Below are 16894 nucleotides of genomic sequence, written 5' to 3'. Positions count from 1 at the left end.
GTCATCCTCGGAAGAACTATCAAAGCGCGCCGCCATCGATCCGCCTGAATCGCTCGATCAGGATGGCGCGCGCCGCCATACCATCGCGGCGCGGATCGGCAAGCAGGTGCTTGGCGAGCGCGAGGCCGAGGCGGTCGAGCCGGGCGAGCAGGCTGTCCCAGGTCTCGTCGGCCGGCGGGGGGTGGGCATGGCCATAGCCGATCTCCTGCAGCAGCAGCGCCTCGTAAGCAGCGACCGCGCGGGCCCAGCCACGGGCGGAGGGCGCATGGCAGATCGCATCTAGCACGGCCTCGAGCGCGCCATGGATGCCGGGGAAGGGCTGGCCTTCAGGTAAAGCGCGGGCGGTGAGCGTGGTGACCCAGCCGATCCCGGCGCTGGCCAGCGGCTCCCCGAGCCAGGGGCCGCGGCTGGTGACGAGTTCCAGCTTGGCCGAGGGCAACTGGCTGGCCGTGCGCGCGGAAAGCTCGGCGGCGACGAGATTGCCGGGAATCAGGACGGGGCGCAGCGTGCGCCCGCGCGCGCCGGCGACGTATCCGGCGATCAGGCCATGATCCGCCGTCAACAGACGCACCACCGCGCCATGCTCGCCGTGGGCACGTGAAGCGCAGAGGATGGCCGGAGCCCGGATCAGCATGGCGATTTCCCGTGTGGAGATTGCCACAGGTTGCGGCAAGCAGGTGAATGGATGAATCCACCGTTGGAACCTTCGGCATTCTGGGTTAGCTTGGCGCGCATGAAACAGCTCTTCCAGCATGCTGCCGTGACGGAGGGAGTGACAGTGCGCGTCGCTGTCAATTTCCTGCCCGAACAGTCGCGCATCGATGCCGGCAAATGGTTCTGGGTCTATCATATCCGGATCGAAAACGGCTCCGACCAACCGATACGCCTGCTCACGCGGCACTGGCGCATCACCGATGGGCGGGGGATGATCAACTTCGTCGATGGTGACGGGGTGGTGGGCGAACAGCCGCTGCTCGCGCCCGGCGCCGCGCATGATTACGTGTCGGGCTGCCCGCTCGGGACGCCGCACGGCAGCATGGAAGGCCACTACACGATGGAGCGGGCCGATGGCTCGCTGGTGGAAGTGGCGATTCCCTATTTCCCGCTCGCCGCGCCCGCGACGGCCAACTGATCAGGCAGCATGAAGCGGACTCACCTGCCGCTCAATGGCCTGCGCGTGCTTGACGCGGCGGCCCGGCACTTGTCCTTCACCCGCGCGGCAGACGAGCTGGCGGTGACGCCCGCGGCGGTCGGCCAGCAGATCCGCGCGCTGGAAGACCTGCTCGGCGTCGTGCTGTTCCGCCGCACCACCAAAGGGCTGGTGCTGACAGACGAGGCTGCGGCGGGGCTCGATGCGATCCGCGAAGGGTTCCTGCGCTTCGAGGAAGGCGTACAGGCGATGCAGGCCGGGCAATCGAGCCATGTCTACACGGTGGCCTGCCCGCGCGATTTCTTCGCCGCCTGGCTTTCGCCGCGGCTGGCGGCGTTTCGATTCGCCAATCCGGGTCTGCGTTTCGCGCTGGTCGGCAGCGACGGCGATCTCGACTTTACCGAGGCGAACCTCAACCTAGCGGTGCGCTGGGCCGAAGGGCCCGGGGATCTGGAAGGCATCGCACTGGGCGAACCGCTGATGCAGATCGTGGCAGCGCCGGGTGCCGGAGAGGATGCGCCGTGGATCGCCTGGCCGGGCGATCCCACACCCGAGGGCCCCGGTTCTGATGGAGGGGCCCGCGAGACGCAGTTTTCAGTCGGCGATGGCGGCACCGCGATCAGCGCGGCGGCGGCAGGGCTCGGCAAGGCGCGCGTGCCGCTGATGCTGGCAGAAAGCGCAATCGCCGCGGGCAAGGTCGTTCCCTTGGGCGAGCCCGACCGCTGCCGCCGCTCCTACTGGCTGGTCGCCCCGCTGCCGCAGTGGCGCCAGAAGAAGGTCAAGGCGCTTGTCGCCGCGTTGACCGAGGGCCTGAGGTAAATCCCGCTTCGGAGCAGTATTAATCCATTTTGGGGATTAAAGTTCTCCATTTCTATCGATGTTTTGCACCTTAGCTTGAGAAGGCGTTAACTCTCACCGCCGTAAACCGCCGCGATGGCAAGTGGTGGTTTCTCATCCGAAGTGCGCGTGCGCGCTCGGCGCTGGCTGCGAGGCGTTCTTAGCAGCCTGCGTTGCTATGGGCGCCACTGGCAGCATCGGCCGGGCGATTCCTTTACCGAGGCCTACGCCATCAGCGTCTCGCACCGCGCACCGCTGCTCTACCTGGTGGTGATCTTCAATACGCTGCTGGTAGCGGGTTGTTTTCACGGCACGGCGCCGCTGGTGCTCGTTTTGGCGGGACCAGCCATGAGCGTGCTTGCCGTCCAGCGCGCGATTCACTGGTTGCCCGGCAAGGTTGCGACCCGATCCGTCGAGCAGTTGCGCACTGATCTTCAGGGCATGCAGCGACTGGGTGGTTGGGCGGCACTGTTTTTCGTGGCGTGGTCCTTGGGGCTTTACCCCTATGGCGATCCGGGCCAGCGCGAATTGCTTCACTTCGTGATTGCGGTGACGATGTTCTCAGCCGTGCTCGGCATGGCCAATTCACCGCAGACGGCGCTACGCCTGGGCATGGCCTTCACCTTGCCGTGGAGCCTGTTCCTGCTGGCCACCGGCCATCCCAATGCTCCGGCGATCGCGCTGGCGCAGGTGTTCATCACCGTTATCCTGCTGGCGATGACGCAGATCCAGCACCGCGATTTCGTGCGGCTTGAGCTTTCGCGCCAGTTGCTGGTGCGGCGCGAGCGGCAGACCGCCGAACTGGCCAGCGCGCATTACCGGCAGGCAACGGTCGATCATCTGACGGGCGGGCGCAATCGCCGGGCGATCCTTGCCTGCCTCGAGGAATACCTTGCCGCGCCCGAGGATGCGGTTCGCCCGTGGCTCGCGCTGTTCGATCTCGACGGTTTCAAGCATGTCAACGATACGTTTGGCCACGCGGCCGGCGATCATGTGCTGCGCACGGTGAACCAGCGCATTGGCCTGATCGAAGGCGTGACCGCGCATGGCCGCCTCGGCGGTGATGAATTCGCCATCCTGTTCGACGGTGCCTGCGATACCGATGGGGTGACGGCGGCAGCGCGCGCGCTTTCCATCGCCATCCGCGAGCCGATTCCGTTCAACGGGGCGACGCTGCGGCTCTATGGCTCGATCGGCCTCTACCGCGCCGATGGTGATACGGCCTCGACCTGCCTCGAACGGGCAGACGCAGCGCTCTACAAGGCCAAGGAGCTGGGCGACGGCGCCATCGTCGCGTTCGGGCCCGAGGATGAAGTGGCGTTGCAGCGGCGCATTGCCGTGATGCGCCAGTTCAACGACTGCGCGCTCCAGGACCGGCTGCGGCTGCTCTATCAGCCGATCTTCGATTGCCGCGATGGTCGGGTGGTGGGGATGGAAGCGCTCGCGCGCTGGTCGCCCGACGGGATCGAGTGGCAGGCGCCGGGCGAGTTCCTGGCGATTGCCGATGCCACGGGCCGCACCGGGGAGCTGACCCGGCTGGTGCTGGCAAGAACGCTATCCGAATGCCGACCATGGGATACCGGCCTCGAGGTCTCGATCAACCTGGCCGCGCGCGACGTGGTGCGGGAGGGGCTGGCCGAAACAATTGCCGAAATCGTGGCCGACGCGGGTGCAGATCCGTCGTCGGTCATGCTCGAGGTGACGGAGCGTGCATTGCAGATCGATCCGAAGCGTGCGGCGGCGCAACTGGTGGCGCTTCGCGAGAAGGGCTTCCGCATCGCGCTCGACGATTTCGGCGCGGGCTGGTCGAGCCTGTCGCAGCTGCGCGACCTGCCGCTTGACCGGATCAAGCTCGACCGCCAGCTGGTCGGCGCACTTTCTACCGATCCGGGCGCGCGGGCGGTGACGGGAATGATTGTCGCGCTGGCGTGGCAGCTGGGCATCGGCTGCTCGATCGAGGGCGTGGAGAGCGAAGCGCAAGCGAATGCGGCCCGCGCTCTCGGCATTCACCTCATGCAGGGCTATCACTTCGGCCGGCCGGAACCTGCAGCGCAGGCGCTGCGGCTCTATGCCGGGCTGTTGGGCCCGGCTTCAGCAGTGGGTATCCGGTAGCGGCACTTCGCGCAGTGTGCCGCGCGGGTTGATCCGGCGGAACAAGCGGCCATTCTCGCTCCACAGCACCAGCACCAGAGCGCTGAGGCCGCAGGCGAGGAACGCCAGCGCGAGGGGAAGCGCGGTGCCATCATAGGCAAGGCCGATGACCATGCCGAGGCCCGAACCGATCAGCATGCGCAGGAACGCCTGCACCGAGCTTGCCGCCCCTGCCATGTGCGCGAAGGGCTGCAAGGCGATCGAGCTGAAGTTCGCGCCGATGAACCCGACCATGCAGATATTGAGCGCAATAACCGGCATGAATTCGAGCAAGGTCTCGTCCGGACGGGACGCATTCCAGACCTGAAGCAGGCTCAAGCCGATCGAGATCAGCACCGCTGCGTGGCTTACCCGGCGCGCGCCGAAGCGTTCGACGATGCGCGAGTTGAAGAAGCTGGCGAAGGCCATGCACAGCGCGGTTGCGCCGAAGATCAGCGGGAAATACGCCCCGGCACCGAAGTGTTCGCCCACCAGTTGCTGCGCGCAGTTCACATAGCCAAACAGCGCGCCGAGGATGAGGCCGCCACCGATGACATAACCGAATGAGCTGCGGTTCGATGCGGCGGTGACCATGTTGGTGGCGATTGTCATCGGGCGGATCGGCTGGCGATTGGCCGGGTCCAGCGTTTCCTCGAGCCGCAACCACACCCACAGGCCGAGAATGACCGACAAAACTGCAAGCAACGCGAAGATCCAGCGCCAGCTTGCGACGAGCAGCACGAGAAGGCCGATGCTGGGAGCAACCATCGGCACGAGCATGAAGATCACCGTGATGGTCGACATCTGCCGCGCCATTGCATCGCCGCCGTGGCGATCGCGGATGATCGCTGAAGGGAGCACCGAAAGGCCGGCGCTGCCGATTGCCTGCACGGCGCGCAGGACAAGCAGCGTGGTGAAATCGGTGACAATCGCGCAGCCGAGCGAAAGCACGACATAGATCGCGAGGCCCGCAAGCAGCACCGGGCGCCGTCCATAGCGGTCAGCCAGCGAGCCGGGAATCAGTGCGCCGACCCCGCCGCCGATGAGGAAGATGCCCACGATCAGCTGACGCTGGTTGGGGTCCGTTACGGCCAGGTCCTGGGCGATTCCGGCGAGCGCCGGGAGCATCGCATCGATCGCCAGCGCCTGCAGGGCCATCGACATGGCCATGATCACCACGAATTCGCGCGGGCCCATCCGGGACGCGCCAGGCCGTGCGGAGTAGGCGGAAAAACGAGACGTCATACCGGCAGCCTATAGGCAGGTCTGACAATTGTTCCCAGTGCTTTATGCTGCACTGCGAAAAGGGGTAGGGTGCCGCGCATGTCCGCTGCGCCACCCACCGATCTGGACGATGAGGAGACCGGCACCGGTCTACGCAAGGTGATTCATATCGACATGGATGCCTTCTTCGCGAGCGTCGAGCAGCGCGATGATCCGGCGCTGAGGGGCAAGCCCGTCGCCGTCGGCGGCTCGTCCGCGCGCGGGGTGGTGGCGGCGGCGAGCTATGAGGCGCGCGTCTTCGGGGTGCGCTCGGCAATGCCTTCGGTGCGGGCGGCACGGCTGTGCCCGGACCTCATTTTCTGTCCGCCGCGTTTCGAAGTCTACAAGGCCGTCTCGCGGCAGATCCGCGCCATCTTCCTGCACTTCACGCCGCATGTGGAGCCGCTTTCGCTCGATGAGGCTTATCTCGATGTGACCGATGATCTGCGCGGGATCGGCTCCGCCACAAGGATTGCCGAGCTGATCCGCGCGCGCATCAAGGCCGAGACCGGGCTGACAGCGAGCGCCGGGGTTTCGTACAACAAGTTCCTCGCCAAGATTGCCAGCGATCAGAACAAGCCCGATGGCCTGTGCGTGATCCGGCCGGGCGAGGGCGCGGCGTTTGTGGCGACGCTGCCGGTGAAGCGCTTCCACGGGGTGGGGCCGCGCGGGGCGGAGAAGATGGCCGCGCTGGGGATCGAGACGGGGGCCGATCTCGCGCGGCATGACCTTGCGTTCCTGCGCCAGCATTTCGGCAGCCAGGCAGACTACCTCTACCGCGCGGCGCGTGGGATCGACCTGCGCCGTGTGCGCGCGGACCGGCCGCGCAAGTCCGTGGGCGGCGAGCGAACCTTCGAACGCGACATAGGCAGCGGGCCCGCGCTGCGCGAGGCGCTGGAGCGGATCATCGCCATCGTTTGGGAGCGGATCGAGCGCAGCGGCGCCAAGGGGCGGACGGTGACCCTCAAGCTCAAGGACACCGATTTCCGCACGATCACGCGGGCAAAATCGCTGCCGGGGCCAGTGACGGATGAACGGCAGTTTGCCGAGGCTGCGCGCGCCTTGCTGGATGGGCTGCTGCCGCTGGAGCAACCCGTGCGGCTGATGGGCCTGACGCTGTCGGCGCTGGAGGGGGAAAGCAGCGCGTCCGCTTCGGCAGGCGCGGACGAGGCCGGGCAGGGCAGCCTACCGTTCTGAGGCCTGCGACTTCCGCCAGATGTCGAGCGCGGTGTGGACAATGGCGCCGGTGCTGGGCGGCAGGGCATCCAATGCGAACCAGCCGGCCTCGGCGATCTCGCGACCATCGGCGCGCGGCGTGCCGTCGCTGCGGCCCGAGACCAGCTCGATCCGGTTGATCCAGCCGCCCGGCATCCGGCGCAGATCGGTGCCGATCCACACGCCGTCGGCCAGCCGGCAGCCCGCTTCCTCCAGCAGTTCGCGCGTGCCCGCCGCCACCGGGTCCTCGCCGCGCGCGAGCCCGCCGCCGGGCAGCAGCCAGCGGTCCCGCTGATGATAGCTGTGGCGCACCATCAGCAGCCGCCCGGCGCCATCAAACGCCAGCACGCCGCAGCCGCGCATTTCCCGCCGCATGAGACCCCAGAGACCCAGGCGAATCGGCTGCCCGATGCGCAGTAGAGCCCGGTGCAGCGGAGGTGGCAGGCGGGAAATCACCGGCAGCAGGGCCGATCAGCCGAGAATCGAGCTGAGGAACCACACCCGCTGCTGGGCCTGATCGGTCCAATCATCGGCCATGCCTTCGGTGGCGTTGTCACCCGCTGCGGTCGCGGCGGCCTTGGCGGCACGGATCCGTTCGACCAGCGCGGCGTTGTCGTCGCGCAGCGCGGCGACCATTGCCATGGCATCGACGCCGCTGCGGTCGTCATCGGCAATGGCGGTGCGGCCGGCGATGGCGCCGATCGAGGTCAGCGTGTTGCCGCCGTTCTTGCGTACGCGCTCGGCGATCACGTCAGTCAGCGCGAAAAGCTCGGTGGCCTGCGCGTCGAACAGGAGATGCAGATCATGGAACTGCGGGCCCTTGACGTGCCAGTGATAGTTCTTGGTCTTGAGATAGAGCGCGAAGTAATCGGCGAGGAGGCCGTTGAGCGTATCGATCAGGGCCTTGGAAGCATTGTCACCGGGCATAACGTTCGTCCTTTCGGTGCGAGTCTGGGCTGCTGCCCCTGATACACCCGTTCGGCGTTGAAGTTTCACCCAGAATCCGGTTCAGGGTGATCGCGGTGCTCGATCAGTCTGCCGCGACGCGCGGGGCCATGCGCAGCACTGCCGCCCCCGCCAGCGCCGAAATGAGCGAGCCGCCGAGCACGCCGAGCTTGGCATCTTCGACCAGCTGCGGTGCATCGGTGAAGGCAAGCGCGCCGATGAACAGGCTCATTGTGAAGCCGATGCCGCAGAGCAGTGCCATGCCCCACAAGTGGAGCGCACCCGCACCGGCGGGGCGGGCGGCAATGCCAAGCCGCTCGCAGCCCAGCACCGCAAGCATGACCCCGGCCTGTTTGCCCGCGATCAGGCCCAGCGCGATTCCCAGCGGGAGGGGCGCCAGCGGATCGCCCGCACCCAGCGCGACACCGGCATTGGCAAGCCCGAACAGCGGGACGATCAGGAAACCGCTCACCCCCACCAGCGCGTGTTCGAGCCGCAGCAGCGGGCTATCTCCATGGCGATCGAGCGCGACCGGGATGGTGAAGGCGGCCAGCACGCCCGCCACCGTCGCGTGAATGCCCGAATGGAGCACCGCAAACCACAGCGCCGCCGCCAGCATCAGATAGGGCGGCAGCGCCCGCACACCAAATCGGTTCAAAGCTGCCATCGCCGCGAAGAACGCGATTGCGAGGGCGAGCCAGCCGAGTGCGAGTGAGGTCGTGTAGAAGACCGCGATAACCGCGATGGCACCAATATCGTCGACCACGGCAACGGTAAGCAGGAAGAGCCGCACCGAGGGCGGGACGCGGCTGCCCAGCAGGGCCAGCACGCCCAGCGCGAAGGCGATATCGGTGGCGGCAGGGATCGCCCAGCCATTGCGGAGCTCGGGGTGGCTGCCCGTCACGCCGAGGTAGACCAGTGCCGGGGCGGCCATGCCGGCGAGGGCCGCAATCACCGGCAGGCGCCGGCGGGCATTGTCCGCCAGCGCGCCCATCACGAATTCCCGTTTGATTTCAAGACCGACCACGAAGAAGAAAACTGCCATCAGGCCATCATTGATCCATGCGTGCAGGTTCTCGACCCGCGGCACCGGGCTCCACGGCAGCGGGTGGAGAAAGAGATCGTGCCACGCATCGGCGAGCGGCGAGTTGGCGAGCACGAGCGCCACTGCGGCGCAGGCCATGAGCACCAGACCCGGTGCCGCCTCGCTCGCTGCGAGCTTGCTGCGAAGCCCTCCAGAACCAAGGTTTCTCGCCATTCTCGAACCAATCCTCAGGTCTGGTATCGTTGCAACGTCAGGTAATCAGGCGTAATTTGCACTGCGCGGAATAGTGCCTCTTTTGGCTCGAGGGCAAGGCAATGACGCCGTTTTACACGGCATTGGAGTGGCTCGGACGTGCCGAGCATGAGCTTCTTCTTTTCGCTGCGATCTGGTTCGCGGTGGGTTGCCTTGATGAATTCGGAATCGACGTCCTCTGGCTCTGGCTTCGGCTGACCGGAAGGGTCCATACAGGCAAGGCGCCGGCGGATTGCGACGCCCCTTTGCGTGGGGTGGCTGCGGTGCTCGTTCCAGCCTGGCAGGAAGCCGCCGTGGTTGGCGCGATGCTTACGCATACGCTGAAAGTGTGGCCGCAGAAAGAGCTGCGCGTCTATGCGGGCTGCTATCGCAATGATCCCGGAACGCTGACGGCGATGGTGGCGGCGGCGCACGATCCGCGGCTTCGCATCGTGGTGCATGATTGTGCAGGGCCGACGACCAAGGCCGATTGCCTCAACCGGCTTTATGCCGCGCTGGTGGAGGACGAGAAGCGCGGTGGCTTCCGCGCGCGCAGCGTGGTTCTGCACGATGCCGAGGACATGGTACATCCCGCGGCGCTCTCGCTGCTGGATCGCGGGCTAGATGATGCCGACTTCGTGCAATTGCCGGTCCGCCCCGAGCCGCAATCGGGATCACGCTGGATTGCCGGCCACTATTGCGACGAATTTGCCGAATCGCACGGCAAGGCGATGGTGGTGCGCGACTGGCTGGGCGTGGGCCTGCCCTCTGCCGGTGTGGGATGCGCGTTCAGCCGCGCTGCGGTGGAAGCCATCGCGGCCCGGCGCGGGATGGAGGAGCCGTTCGCTGCCGAATGCCTGACCGAGGATTATGAATGCGGCCTGCTTGTCGGTCAGATCGGTGGGGCGGCGAGGTTCGTGCGGATGCGGGATGCCGAGGGGCATCTGGTGGCGACGCGCGAGTTCTTTCCGGCGGGCCTTGGCTCATCGGTGCGCCAGAAGACCCGGTGGATGCACGGCATTGCCTTCCAGGGCTGGGACAGGCTGGGGTGGGATGCGCGTCCGCTCGAGTTGTGGATGCGGCTGCGTGATCGCCGTGCGCCGCTGACCGCCATCGTGCTGGCAGCAGCCTACCTGTTGCTGATCATATCACCTGTCCTGTACATTGCTTCGCAGCTGGGGGCCTATCGACCGCATCCGATCGATCCCCTGCTGAAAGTGCTGCTGATCGCCAACTTTGTCGGCCTTGCCTGGCGCTGTCTGTTTCGCGCGGTGTTCACGGCGCACGAATATTCGCTGGGTGAGGGGATCATGGCGGTGCTGCGCATGCCGCTGGCCAATGTGATCGCGATCATGGCCGGACGGCGCGCCTTGGCGGCCTATGTCGTCTCGCTCTACAGCGGCAGGGTCAAGTGGGACCACACCATTCACATGAGCCATCCTGCGCTCGCCCCGGTCCGCTGAATCAGGCGCCGGGATGACGCCGCCCCGAAGCACGTTGGAGCGCGGGGGCAGGGTTCCGCGCGGCCAGCCGGTCATTGCGCTGGCGATGATCCTGACGATGTGGATCGCCGTGCGCGTGACCCTGATTGCGGTGGAAGGCGATGCCGCTGCGAGGACGCGGCAGATTGCCGGTGATACTCAGCCGCTACGCATGGCCGCCCCGGCACCGCAGCCCGGAATGCCGCTCGCGCCGGACCAGGACAATGCCGGGCTTGCCACGCTGGCGATGCCCTATGTGTCGCGCCGCGCGGCAGCAGGCGCGGCGCGGCGACCTGCCGGCGGCAGCGCAGCCGATTTCGGACACCAGGGTGCGCAGCAGGAGGTCGCTTTTGCACTCCGGCCTGCGTTCACCGCAGGCGGGTCGCCGCCTGCTGTCGACGCGGAGCCTTATGGGGGCGGTACCGAGTTCGAGGGCCCGCGTCTGTCCTATCTCCCAGCCCCGCGCCAGAAGGACGGGGAACCACCGCGAGGCGAACCGCAACCGCGGTTGCGGCGCTGGTCCGCGGACAGCTGGCTCTTCGTTCGCAGCGGCAATCAGCCGCCGGCGTTGTCCGCCCGGGCCGCAGCCTATGGCGGGAGCCAGGCCGGGGCGGTGCTGCGCTATGGCATTGCGCCGGCCAGCGCGCTCAGGCCGCAAGTCTACCTGCGCGCCTCGGCGGCGGTCGCCACGCAGGAGCGCCAGAACGAGGCGGCTCTTGGCCTGATGGTGCGACCGGTGCGGCGTGTGCCGATTGCCGTGCTCGGCGAATGGCGGCTGCAGGCGCAGAGCAGCCAGATCCGGACTCGCCCGGTGGTGATGGCGGTGACCGAACTGCCGCCCCTTCGCCTGCCCCTTGATGTCGAGGCGGAGGTCTATGCTCAGGGCGGCTGGGCCGGGGGGCGGGATGCGACGCCGTTCTACGACCTTTCCGCGGGCCTGCAGCGGCGAGTGATGCGACCGCTGCATGGTATCCAGCTCAGCGCGGGCGGCGCGGTGTGGAGCGGCGGCCAGCGCGGGGCGGCGCGGCTTGATGTGGGGCCGCGAATTGAACTGCGAGGCATGGTGGGGCCAGCTTCGCGGCGGATCGGCGTGCGGGTCGGCGTGGACTGGCGCTTTCGGGTTGCCGGACGGGCCGAGCCGGGATCAGGCCCGGCACTTACGGTGGCGACGGGATTCTGATCGGGAAAAACCACCGCGCCAACGTTTCCAACTGGCGGCAGAGCGGCTAGCCTCCGCCGCAGGATGGATGTTTACCTCCCCATCGCGAATCTTTCGGTCAATGGCCTCGTCATCGTCATGCTGGGTGCACTGACGGGGCTGCTATCGGGCATGTTCGGCGTGGGCGGCGGGTTTCTGACAACGCCGCTCCTCATCTTCTACGGCGTGCCGCCCACGGTGGCGGCGGCCTCTGCGGCAAGTCAGGTGACGGGCGCTAGCGTTTCGGGGGCGTTTGCTCATGCCCGGCGCGGCGGGATCGACTACCAGATGGGCGGCGTGCTGGTGGCGGGCGGGGTGATCGGCACCGGCCTTGGCGCGCTGCTGTTCCGCCTGCTGGAGGCGCTGGGCCAGATCGATACGGTGATCAATATCCTCTACGTGCTCATGCTCGGCGGGATTGGCGGGCTGATGGCCCATGAAAGCCTCGGTGCGCTCAGGGCCGAGCGCAGCGGCAGGCCGTTACCGCCGCGCAAGCGCCGGCACCATCCGCTGGTCGCCAGCCTGCCGCTGCGCTGGCGCTTCTATCGTTCGGGGCTCTACATCTCGCCGCTCGCGCCGCTGCTGCTGGGCATTTTTACCGGCATTCTCACCATGCTGATGGGCATTGGCGGCGGGTTCATCCTCGTCCCCGCGATGCTCTACATCCTCGGCATGGGAGTGACGGTGGTGGTCGGCACGTCGCTGTTCCAGATCCTGTTCGTGACCATGGCAACGACGATGATGCATGCGCTGACGACGCGCGCTGTCGATATCGTGCTTGCGGTCATGCTGCTGATCGGATCGGTGACCGGGGCGCAGGTCGGCGCCCAGTTCGCGCAGAAGGCCAAGCCCGAGCAACTGCGGCTCATTCTTGCGGTGATCGTGCTGGGTGTCGCGATCCGAATGGCGCTGGGACTCGGCTATCGGCCGGATGAAATCTATACGGTGGTGACGCAGTGATGGCGCGGCTCGCCACGCTGGTGCTGGCCCTGTTCCTCTGTGCCGGCGCGCGGGGGCCGATTCTCGTGCCGGAGATCTCGCAGCACGAAATTCAGGTGCGGCAGGGCTTTACCGGGGCCGATCTGCTGCTGTTCGGCGCGATCCTCACCCCCGAAGGCGCGCGGGCCGCGGGTGACTACGATATCGTCGTGCTGCTGGAAGGGCCGACGCGTTCGATCGTGGTGCGCGAGAAGCGCAAGGTCGCGGGCATCTGGGTCAATGCCGACAGCACCGAATTCCGCTCTGCGCCCAGCTTCTATGCGCTCGCGTCCTCGCGCCCGGTGGCGGCGCTGGTCGATGGCAAGACGGCGGCGATCTATGAAATGGGCCTCAAGTGGCTGCAGCTTTCGCCGGTGGGGGTGATCGATCCGGCCGAGCAGAAGCGGTTTTCCGATGGTCTGGTCGATCTGATGCGGCGGCAGGGGCTTTATCAGGAGAACGAAGGCGCGGTGAAGATCAGCGGGCAGGTGCTCTATCAGGCGCGGATTTCGTTGCCCTCGAGCGTGCAGACCGGGACATATACTGCCGAAACCTTTGCCGTACGCGATGGGCGCGTGGTGGCCTCTGCCATCTCGCGCGTGACCGTGCGCAAGGAAGGTTTCGAGCGGCTGGTTGCTTACAATGCGCAGGCCAACGGCTTCTTCTACGGCCTCTTCGCGGTGATCGTATCGATCTCGATGGGTTGGATTGCGGGCCGTCTGTTCGCGCTGGTCTAGGAATCGCGCGCCGCCAAATGACAGAAATCTCGCCACTTTGAATGTTTAGCCAGTTTTTAACCGTCGATGGTTAGTCGTTGCCTACAAGAAGCCTTCTCAGGCAGGGATCAGGTGGCAATGAGCGATATGAGCATCAACGGCCTTGAGAGTGCCGGCAGGGCAACCCCCGCCGACCTCGCGGCTAACGGTGCGCGTCCGGCAGTCAACAGCGACGCACGGGGTGCGCCGCGCCCGGCCGCCGACAATGCCCGCCGCCCCATCGGCTATGTCCTCGATGTTTCGGGTGCAGGCAGCTCAATCGCGCTGGACCTCACGCGGCTGGAAGAATGCATGGCGGATAGCGATCCGTCGATCTCGCTCGCCGGGCAGGTGGGCAGTCAGCTCAAGATTCGGGTCGGCACCGGCTGGCTGCTCGCGAGTGTGCGCACGCAGCGGCAGGACATGACCGCCGGGCACGACGGCGTGATCATCGCGCAGTGCGACTTCCTCGGCGAAGGCGACGAAGAGCGCCTGACCGGCAAGATCTACGGTTTCCGCCGCGGTGTGACGCGCTATCCGGTGCCCGGATCGCCGATCTATCCCGCCACCAGCACCGACCTTCGCCAGATCTACGCGAGCGACGGGCGCACCAACGTGACGATCGGCACGGTGTTCCCGACCCGCGACATCCGCGCCGGGCTCTATGTCGATGCGCTGCTGGGCAAGCACTTCGCGCTGCTCGGTTCGACCGGAACCGGCAAATCGACCGGCGCCGCGCTGATCCTCCACCGCATCTGCGAGCTGGCGCCCGAGGGTCATATCGTGATGATCGACCCGCATGGCGAGTACATGCAGGCCTTCCGCAACCATGGCCAGCTGCTCGACGTCACCAATCTCAACATGCCGTATTGGCTGATGAACTTCGAGGAACACTGCGAGGTGTTCCTGACGTCCACCGGCACAGACCGGCAGATCGATTCGGACATCCTCGGCAAGTGCCTGCTGCAGGCGCGCCACCGCAATCGCCTGGCCGAGCAGATCGGCAAGATCACGGTCGATTCGCCGATCCCCTATCTGCTGTCCGACCTGATCAACATTCTCAACAACGAGATGGGCAAGCTCGACAAGGGCCACAATTCGGTGCCCTATCAGCGGATCAAGACGAAGATCGAGGAGTTGCGCGGCGATCCGCGGTACCAGTTCATGTTCTCCGGCATGCTGGTCGGCGATACGATGGCCGAGTTCATCAGCCGCGTGTTCCGCCTGCCTTCGCACGGCAAGCCGATCTCGATCATCGACGTTTCGGGCGTACCTTCGGAAATCACCTCGACTGTGGTCGCGGTGCTCTCGCGCCTCGTGTTCGACTACGCGATCTGGTCGCGCGACGAGGAGACCCGGCCGATCCTGCTGGTCTGCGAGGAAGCGCACCGTTACGTGCCCGCCGAGCGCAACTCCAATGGGTCGTCGGTAGGCCGCATCCTTTCGCGCATCGCCAAGGAAGGCCGCAAGTACGGCGTTTCGCTGGGCCTCATCACGCAGCGCCCGTCCGACCTTGCCGAAGGCGTGCTCAGCCAATGCGGCACGATCATCGCCATGCGCCTCAACAACGAGCGCGACCAGGCCTTCGTGAAGGCTGCCATGCCCGAAGGCGCGCGCGGCTTCCTCGATTCGATCCCGGCGCTGCGCAACCGCGAATGCATCATCTGCGGCGAAGGCGTCTCGATCCCGATCCGCGTGTCGTTCGACGAACTGCACGGCGACTTGCGCCCGGCATCGGCGGACCCCTCGTTCTCCGAACTGTGGGGCAAGACCGGCGGCGAGGAAATGGCCGTCGAGCGGACGGTGCAGAGGTGGCGGGCGCAGTCGCGCTAAGCAGCACGTCTCGGCTTGTCGCAGATCGCGTGTACCGGCGCGGCGAATGTGCTAGCAAAGAGATACGTCGTCCCCAGTCGGACGACGAGGAGCGCGGCGGCTATGGCACAAGCACGCAAACCCTGGTTCGCACCGAAGCGGTATGGCTACGGTGCTGGCCTGCCCATCGCTTGGGAAGGCTGGGCCATCTTGATCGGCTATTTCGCAAGCGTGATCGTCATGCCGCGCGTACTGCCGCCCCTTGTCGGTTTCTGCGTGATCATGGTGCTGACTGCGGCATTGCTATGGATCTGCGCGACCCGGACCGCCGGTGGTTGGCGTTGGCGCAACGGCAAGGACTAGGCGCCTACAGCGACGGCGCCATGCGGCCTGAGCAGTCGCCGTCGGCCTGCGCTTCCTCGCTGCATTCGTCAGAATCGACCACGCGGGCGTGCTGGCGCCAGCCGGGGCGGCGGTAGGCCCAGGTGGCCATGAGGAGCGCGGCGGCGGAGCCGACCGGGAAGGACAGCCATAGCGCGTCGACGCCGAGTGAAGGGTAGGCCAGCGCATAGAAGCCGAGGCGGACAGGATACATCGCGATGCCGAGGACAACGATGGGGGTGATGACCACGCCGCCCGCGCGCATCGTGCCGAACAGGACGATGGTCATGCCGAACAGGATGTAGCTCCAGCTGCCTAGGAACTGGATGTGGCGCGCGGCATCGACCGCGGGGCTGGTCGGGCCGAGGAACAGGGTGAGCACCGGGCGATCGAACGCAAGCAGCAGCAGGAGCAGCGTGCCGGTGATCGAGACATTGAGGATCAGCCCCGCGCGGGTGATCTTGCCGAGGCGCCCGACGAGGCCGGCGCCGATGGTCTGTGCGGCCATGGCACTGAGCGCCGCGGAAATCGCCATCGCGGGCATTTGGAGGTAGGTCCAGACCTGCAGCGAGGCGCCATAGGCGGCGCTGGTCATCGCGCCTTCCTGATTGACGAGGCCGATGATGATGAGCCCCGAGGCCGAGATCATCAGCATCTGCGCGCCCATGGGGAGGCCCTTGGTCAGGATGTAGCGCAGTTCGGCGGGATCGGGGATGAGGTAGGCAAGCTCGCGTCCGCGCAGACGCAGCGGCAGGCCCTTGGCGTAGACATAGAGGATGAGGCCGGCCATCGAGACATAGGCGGCGATCGCCGTGGCGAGCGCCGAACCGGCAATGCCGAGCGGCGGAACCGGGCCAAAGCCGCCGATCAGCAGCGGGTTGAGCCCGACATCGAGCACGACCGAGACGATCATGAAGCGCAGCGATGTCTGCGCATCGCCTGCACCACGCAGGCCCATGCCCATGATCACGGTGATGGTGGAAGCGGGCATCGCGACGAAGATCAGCCGCAGGTAGATCAGCGCAAAGCCGAAGATCTCGGGCGGGGTGCTCATCGCGCGCAGGAGAGCCGGGGTCAGCAGCCAGCCGAGCGGCGCGAGGACGAGGCTGAGACCGACGCAAAGGCCGATGGCGGTGCCGAACGTGCGGCGCGCGGCATCGGTGTTGCCCGCGCCGAAGGCCTGCCCGACCTTGACCGTGGCGGCCATGCCGAAGCCGAACACCGCGGCGAACAGCAGGAACATCACGACATTGGCGTTCGCGGTGGCGGCGAGGGCGGAATCGCCCAGCATCTGGCCGACCCAGACCGAATTGACCGAGCCGTTGAGCGCCTGGAGGATGTTCGAGACGAGCGTCGGCGCCGAGAACATCAGCAGGGTGGTGAGTATCGGGCCTTTCGTCAGATCGCGGTGGCCGTCCTTGGGGCCGCGGATGGGGCCGTGGCTTGGTTTGGTGCGAACAGGAGACGTGGGCT

16 protein-coding genes are annotated in these 16894 nt (G+C 66.6%); 10 read left to right on the top strand and 6 right to left on the bottom strand.

The features are described 5' to 3' along the window. Positions 1 to 19 precede the first annotated feature (19 nt). Complete coding sequence (locus K5Q19_RS10635; RefSeq protein WP_292944649.1) at positions 20 to 634, bottom strand: recombination protein O N-terminal domain-containing protein; 615 nt, start codon at positions 632 to 634, stop codon at positions 20 to 22. 99 nt (positions 635 to 733) lie between these two features. Between K5Q19_RS10635 and apaG the strand changes: the two genes are divergently transcribed. The 3 genes from apaG (at position 734) to K5Q19_RS10620 (ending at position 4099) form a co-directional block, all read left to right on the top strand. Then, complete coding sequence (gene apaG / locus K5Q19_RS10630; protein WP_292944646.1) at positions 734 to 1132, top strand: Co2+/Mg2+ efflux protein ApaG; 399 nt, start codon at positions 734 to 736, stop codon at positions 1130 to 1132. Between the two features lie 9 nt (positions 1133 to 1141). Then, positions 1142 to 1969, top strand: coding sequence for a LysR family transcriptional regulator (locus K5Q19_RS10625; protein WP_292944643.1), 828 nt, complete (start codon positions 1142 to 1144; stop codon positions 1967 to 1969). 114 nt (positions 1970 to 2083) lie between these two features. Then, complete coding sequence (locus K5Q19_RS10620; RefSeq protein ID WP_292944640.1) at positions 2084 to 4099, top strand: EAL domain-containing protein; 2016 nt, start codon at positions 2084 to 2086, stop codon at positions 4097 to 4099. Here the strand turns inward: K5Q19_RS10620 and K5Q19_RS10615 are convergent. Then, the gene (locus K5Q19_RS10615; protein WP_292944637.1) at positions 4079 to 5314 is read right to left on the bottom strand and encodes a multidrug effflux MFS transporter; all 1236 of its coding nucleotides are present in this window, start codon (positions 5312 to 5314) and stop codon (positions 4079 to 4081) included. The two genes, K5Q19_RS10620 and K5Q19_RS10615, sit on opposite strands and share 21 nt — an antisense overlap. 126 nt (positions 5315 to 5440) lie before the next feature. Between K5Q19_RS10615 and dinB the strand changes: the two genes are divergently transcribed. Further along, positions 5441 to 6577 (top strand): DNA polymerase IV, encoded by a 1137-nt coding sequence (gene dinB / locus K5Q19_RS10610; RefSeq protein WP_292944634.1) that lies wholly within the window; start codon positions 5441 to 5443, stop codon positions 6575 to 6577. Here the strand turns inward: dinB and K5Q19_RS10605 are convergent. The 3 genes from K5Q19_RS10605 to nhaA all read right to left on the bottom strand — a co-directional run bounded on the left by K5Q19_RS10605 (position 6566) and on the right by nhaA (position 8798). After that, positions 6566 to 6958 (bottom strand): NUDIX domain-containing protein, encoded by a 393-nt coding sequence (locus K5Q19_RS10605; protein WP_292944631.1) that lies wholly within the window; start codon positions 6956 to 6958, stop codon positions 6566 to 6568. The genes dinB and K5Q19_RS10605 overlap by 12 nt on opposite strands. A gap of 108 nt (positions 6959 to 7066) precedes the next feature. Beyond that, on the bottom strand, positions 7067 to 7522 hold the full coding sequence (locus tag K5Q19_RS10600; RefSeq protein WP_292944628.1) for a DNA starvation/stationary phase protection protein: 456 nt from the start codon (positions 7520 to 7522) through the stop codon (positions 7067 to 7069). 103 nt (positions 7523 to 7625) lie between these two features. Further along, complete coding sequence (gene nhaA, locus K5Q19_RS10595; protein WP_292944625.1) at positions 7626 to 8798, bottom strand: Na+/H+ antiporter NhaA; 1173 nt, start codon at positions 8796 to 8798, stop codon at positions 7626 to 7628. 101 nt (positions 8799 to 8899) lie between these two features. On the opposite strand from nhaA, the gene K5Q19_RS10590 reads away from it, so the two are divergent. From K5Q19_RS10590 to K5Q19_RS10565, 6 genes are all read left to right on the top strand, one after another. Continuing rightward, positions 8900 to 10279, top strand: a complete 1380-nt coding sequence (locus K5Q19_RS10590) for a glycosyl transferase family protein (protein ID WP_292944622.1) — start codon at positions 8900 to 8902, stop codon at positions 10277 to 10279. A gap of 13 nt (positions 10280 to 10292) precedes the next feature. Continuing rightward, the gene (locus K5Q19_RS10585; protein ID WP_292944619.1) at positions 10293 to 11477 is read left to right on the top strand and encodes a hypothetical protein; all 1185 of its coding nucleotides are present in this window, start codon (positions 10293 to 10295) and stop codon (positions 11475 to 11477) included. A 63-nt stretch (positions 11478 to 11540) separates the two neighbouring features. Further along, the gene (locus K5Q19_RS10580; RefSeq protein ID WP_292944616.1) at positions 11541 to 12455 is read left to right on the top strand and encodes a sulfite exporter TauE/SafE family protein; all 915 of its coding nucleotides are present in this window, start codon (positions 11541 to 11543) and stop codon (positions 12453 to 12455) included. Next, complete coding sequence (locus K5Q19_RS10575; protein WP_292944613.1) at positions 12455 to 13210, top strand: TIGR02186 family protein; 756 nt, start codon at positions 12455 to 12457, stop codon at positions 13208 to 13210. Before K5Q19_RS10580 ends, K5Q19_RS10575 begins: the two co-directional genes overlap by 1 nt. A gap of 117 nt (positions 13211 to 13327) precedes the next feature. Next, a complete protein-coding gene (locus tag K5Q19_RS10570; protein ID WP_292944610.1) occupies positions 13328 to 15061 on the top strand; it encodes a DUF87 domain-containing protein in 1734 nt (577 codons plus the stop codon). A 102-nt stretch (positions 15062 to 15163) separates the two neighbouring features. Then, positions 15164 to 15403: a hypothetical protein gene (locus K5Q19_RS10565; protein ID WP_292944607.1), complete on the top strand. Its 240-nt coding sequence runs from the start codon at positions 15164 to 15166 to the stop codon at positions 15401 to 15403. 4 nt (positions 15404 to 15407) lie between these two features. Here the strand turns inward: K5Q19_RS10565 and K5Q19_RS10560 are convergent, their stop codons facing one another. Continuing rightward, positions 15408 to 16853, bottom strand: coding sequence for an MATE family efflux transporter (locus K5Q19_RS10560; protein WP_292944685.1), 1446 nt, complete (start codon positions 16851 to 16853; stop codon positions 15408 to 15410). Positions 16854 to 16894: the final 41 nt, after the last annotated feature.

This window comes from Novosphingobium sp. (assembly GCF_019748365.1).
Taxonomy (GTDB): Bacteria; Pseudomonadota; Alphaproteobacteria; order Sphingomonadales; family Sphingomonadaceae; genus Novosphingobium.
Note: the sequence above shows the minus strand (reverse complement) of the source record. Positions and strands in the feature narration are given on the sequence as shown.

What these genes read in the sequence shown, in the direction of transcription:
- nhaA (WP_292944625.1), bottom strand. Translation starts at nt 8,798, where the DNA reads ATGGCGAGAAACCTTGGTTCTGGAGGGCTTCGCAGCAAGCTCGCAGCG.
- K5Q19_RS10570 (WP_292944610.1), top strand. Translation starts at nt 13,328, where the DNA reads ATGAGCGATATGAGCATCAACGGCCTTGAGAGTGCCGGCAGGGCAACC.
- K5Q19_RS10580 (WP_292944616.1), top strand. Translation starts at nt 11,541, where the DNA reads ATGGATGTTTACCTCCCCATCGCGAATCTTTCGGTCAATGGCCTCGTC.
- K5Q19_RS10635 (WP_292944649.1), bottom strand. Translation starts at nt 634, where the DNA reads ATGCTGATCCGGGCTCCGGCCATCCTCTGCGCTTCACGTGCCCACGGC.
- K5Q19_RS10605 (WP_292944631.1), bottom strand. Translation starts at nt 6,958, where the DNA reads ATGCGCGGCTGCGGCGTGCTGGCGTTTGATGGCGCCGGGCGGCTGCTG.
- K5Q19_RS10600 (WP_292944628.1), bottom strand. Translation starts at nt 7,522, where the DNA reads ATGCCCGGTGACAATGCTTCCAAGGCCCTGATCGATACGCTCAACGGC.
- K5Q19_RS10620 (WP_292944640.1), top strand. Translation starts at nt 2,084, where the DNA reads ATGGCAAGTGGTGGTTTCTCATCCGAAGTGCGCGTGCGCGCTCGGCGC.
- dinB (WP_292944634.1), top strand. Translation starts at nt 5,441, where the DNA reads ATGTCCGCTGCGCCACCCACCGATCTGGACGATGAGGAGACCGGCACC.
- K5Q19_RS10565 (WP_292944607.1), top strand. Translation starts at nt 15,164, where the DNA reads ATGGCACAAGCACGCAAACCCTGGTTCGCACCGAAGCGGTATGGCTAC.
- K5Q19_RS10615 (WP_292944637.1), bottom strand. Translation starts at nt 5,314, where the DNA reads ATGGGCCCGCGCGAATTCGTGGTGATCATGGCCATGTCGATGGCCCTG.
- K5Q19_RS10585 (WP_292944619.1), top strand. Translation starts at nt 10,293, where the DNA reads ATGACGCCGCCCCGAAGCACGTTGGAGCGCGGGGGCAGGGTTCCGCGC.
- K5Q19_RS10590 (WP_292944622.1), top strand. Translation starts at nt 8,900, where the DNA reads ATGACGCCGTTTTACACGGCATTGGAGTGGCTCGGACGTGCCGAGCAT.
- K5Q19_RS10575 (WP_292944613.1), top strand. Translation starts at nt 12,455, where the DNA reads ATGGCGCGGCTCGCCACGCTGGTGCTGGCCCTGTTCCTCTGTGCCGGC.
- apaG (WP_292944646.1), top strand. Translation starts at nt 734, where the DNA reads ATGAAACAGCTCTTCCAGCATGCTGCCGTGACGGAGGGAGTGACAGTG.
- K5Q19_RS10625 (WP_292944643.1), top strand. Translation starts at nt 1,142, where the DNA reads ATGAAGCGGACTCACCTGCCGCTCAATGGCCTGCGCGTGCTTGACGCG.